3 protein-coding genes are annotated in these 3,186 nt (G+C 66.6%); all 3 read left to right on the top strand.

The features are described 5' to 3' along the window. Positions 1–852 (top strand): cobalamin biosynthesis protein (locus HY049_16645; GenBank protein MBI3450526.1); only part of this gene is annotated, 852 nt, incomplete at its 5' end. Beyond that, complete coding sequence (locus HY049_16640) at positions 849–2,420, top strand: cobyric acid synthase (protein MBI3450525.1); 1,572 nt, start codon at positions 849–851, stop codon at positions 2,418–2,420. The genes HY049_16645 and HY049_16640, both read left to right, overlap by 4 nt. Next, on the top strand, positions 2,410–3,186 hold a 777-nt coding region (locus tag HY049_16635; GenBank protein MBI3450524.1), incomplete at its 3' end, for a sirohydrochlorin chelatase. The genes HY049_16640 and HY049_16635, both read left to right, overlap by 11 nt.

The following is a 3,186-nucleotide window of genomic DNA, read 5'->3' as shown; positions in this document are numbered from 1 at the left end:
GTCGTCAGGATGATCGCCGAGCACATCAAGGACAAGCGATACGACCCGGCTGTCGTCGTCATGGACATCGCCGGGAAGTTCGCCATCAGCCTCGTCTCGGGACACCTTGGCGGAGCCAATGCGCTGGCGCGTCGTCTCGCGGAGGTCACCGGGGCGATCCCGGTGGTCACGACCGGTACCGACGTCAACGAGACCATTGCCCCCGACGTCATCGCCATGGAGATCGGTGGGGAGGTGGACGACTTCGAGGCGATGAAGAAGGTGAGCGCGGCGCTCGTGGACGGAGAGGCGACCGGCGTCGTCGACCTCGCCGGGGTCGACTCGCCATCGCTCCGCGGGACATTGAAGCCGAACGTGAAGATCTTCCCGTCGCTCGAGGCGCTGCGCGAGTCGACGGTGGTTGCCGGCATCGTCATCAGTCACCGCCTCGTCGACCTGGAGGGGATGCGGCGGCCGGTCGTCATCCTGCGTCCCAAGAACCTGGTGCTCGGCGTGGGCTGCAACCGCGGCACCAGCGCCGATGAGATCGTGGGTACCATCGAGCGGGTGCTCCGCGAGCACGGGCTCGCGCTCAAAAGCGTGAAGGCGCTGGCTACGGTCGATGCCAAGCGTGACGAAGCAGGCCTTCTCGGGGCCGCCGGGCGGCTGGGCCTCCCGCTCGTCTTCTGCGAGAAGGCGATGCTCAATGCGGTTCCGGATGTCCCGAACCCATCCGAGGCTTCGATGAAGTTTGTAGGCGTGCAGGGTGTCGCCGAACCTTCGGCTCTCGCCGTCTCCCGTGGCCGGCTCATTGTCGAAAAGGTCAAATCTGGCAACGTGACCGTCGCGGTCGCTGAGGCGCCATCCCGATGACCGACAGAGCGCCGTGTCTCATGATCCAGGGGACGAGCTCAGCCGTCGGGAAATCCGTCTTGACGGCTGCGTTTTGTCGGCTGTTTGCGCGCGCGGGGTATCGGGTCGCTCCATTCAAGTCCCAAAATATGGCACTGAACTCCGCGGTGACGGTGGATGGGGGCGAGATCGGGCGGGCGCAGGCAGCCCAGGCGGAGGCGGCGGGGATTGAGGCGACGGTGGACATGAACCCGATCCTGCTCAAGCCCGAGGCGGATCACCGGTCTCAGGTCGTTGTCCGAGGACGACCCGTCGCCAGTGTCAGCTTCCGTGAGTATCGCCGAATGAAAGGGGCCCTTGTAGGGGTTGTCGAAGAAAGCCTCGAGCGCCTGCGTCGGGCGTACGACCTCGTGATCATCGAGGGGGCCGGGAGCCCGGCGGAGATTAACCTTCGCGACGGTGAGATCGTGAATATGCGTATCGCGCGCATGGCGAATGCCCCCGTGCTACTTGTTGGCGACATCGATCGCGGGGGAGTGTTTGCGGCGTTCGTGGGGACGATGGAGCTGCTCGAGCCGGAGGACCGCACGCGCGTCGGCGGCTTCATCATCAACAAGTTCCGGGGGGACTCCTCGCTTCTGGCGCCAGGTCTGGAGGAGCTGACCGCGCGGACGGGGGTACCTGTGGTTGGCGTCGTCCCCTACATCACCGAGCCGCTCGTGCCCGCCGAGGACTCCCTCGATCTGGAGGACCTCGAGCGGCGCAGCGGGCCGCACGTGCTGGACATCGCGGTCGCGCGCTTGCCGCGGATCGCCAACTTCGACGACTTCGAGCCGCTCGCTAGGGAGCCCGGCGTCCGGGTGCGTTTCGTGCGGAGCCCTGAGGCGCTTGACGGCGCTGACCTGATCGTACTGCCGGGGAGCAAGAATACCGCTGCCGATGTCATGTGGCTGCGTCAGACGGGGCTGGCTGATGCGATTGTAGCCGCGGCGACCGGCGGGCGTCCCGTCATCGGCATCTGCGGCGGGTATCAAATGCTTGGCACTGCCGTCCACGACCCCGACCACCTCGAGTCGTCGGCGACGATGACACCGGGACTCGGCCTCCTCCCGGTCGTCACCACCTTCGCGGGGGAGAAGATGACTCTGCGGGTCCGCGGCCGTGTCACAGAGGGGCCGGGACCGTTCGCTGGCTCGGCACGAGCGGAGATCGACGCGTACGAGATTCACATGGGACGCACCGAGGTTGCCTCAACGCGGCGCCCGTTCGAGATCCTCGCGCGAGGCGGTCGCGCGGTGCACGAAGACGACGGTGCCACAAACGAGGCCGGCAACATCGTGGGGACATACCTCCACGGGCTGTTCTCGAACGATTCGCTTCGGCGGGCGCTGCTCGTGCACCTGGCCGTCCGCAGGGGGCAGCAGCCTGACCCTCGCTGGGGTGCTACCGCGACCATGGCCGAGCGCTATGACCGGTTGGCGGACATCGTCGGGGCGGCGTGTGATCTCGCGGTGATCGCAAAGCTCGTCGGGCTGGAGGGATCGAAAGGCGCCGTTGTGGCGCCTCGGGGGGATGGGCGTGAGCGATGACGTGGTGCTTCTGGTGGGGCACGGCAGCCGCGAACGACCGGGCAACGACGAGTTCCTCAGATTCTGCGATGCAGCGCGGCCGCACATCGGCCCGGAACCCGTCGAGACCTGCTTCATCGAGCTGGCGAGTCCGCTTGTCCCCGAGAGCCTCGACCGCTGCGTGGCGCTCGCCGCGCGCCGGGTCGTCGTGTTGCCTGTGATCCTCCTGGCCGCGGGGCACGTTAAGGTGGAGCTGCCGCACGAGCTGGACGAGGCGAAGGCCCGCCATCCGGGCGTCGAGTTCGTCTATGGACGGCACATCGGTCTTGACGCCCGTGTGATCGAGATTGTCAACGAGCGCCTGGCTCAGGTTGAGGCCGAGACGACATGGCCGGCGGAGGAGACCGCGGTGCTCGTCGTCGGGCGGGGCTCGAGCGATCCCGATGCGAATAGCGACCTGTTCAAGCTCTCGCGTCTCCTCTGGGAGGGTCGGCGGTATCCGTGGGTCGAGGCGTGCTTCATCGGCGTGACGAACCCGTCCTTGCTTGAGGGCTTGGCGCGCTGCGTGGCGCTCGGCGCCAAGCGGATCATCGTCCTTCCGTATTTCCTCTTCACGGGAGTCTTAATTCCGAGGATTCACCGCCTCGTCGGCGAGTTTCTCGAGAGGCGCCGCGGCGTGGAAGCTCGCGTCGCCGACTACCTCAACGGGCATCCTAAACTATTCCGAGTGCTACGCGAGCGCAAGCACGAAGCCATGCGCGGGGACGCGCGCATGAACTGTGCCCTC

The sequence above is a fragment of the Acidobacteriota bacterium genome, assembly GCA_016195325.1.
GTDB lineage: Bacteria > Acidobacteriota > Polarisedimenticolia > JACPZX01 > JACPZX01 > JACPZX01.
This window is presented reverse-complemented; position numbering and strand designations above follow the sequence as displayed.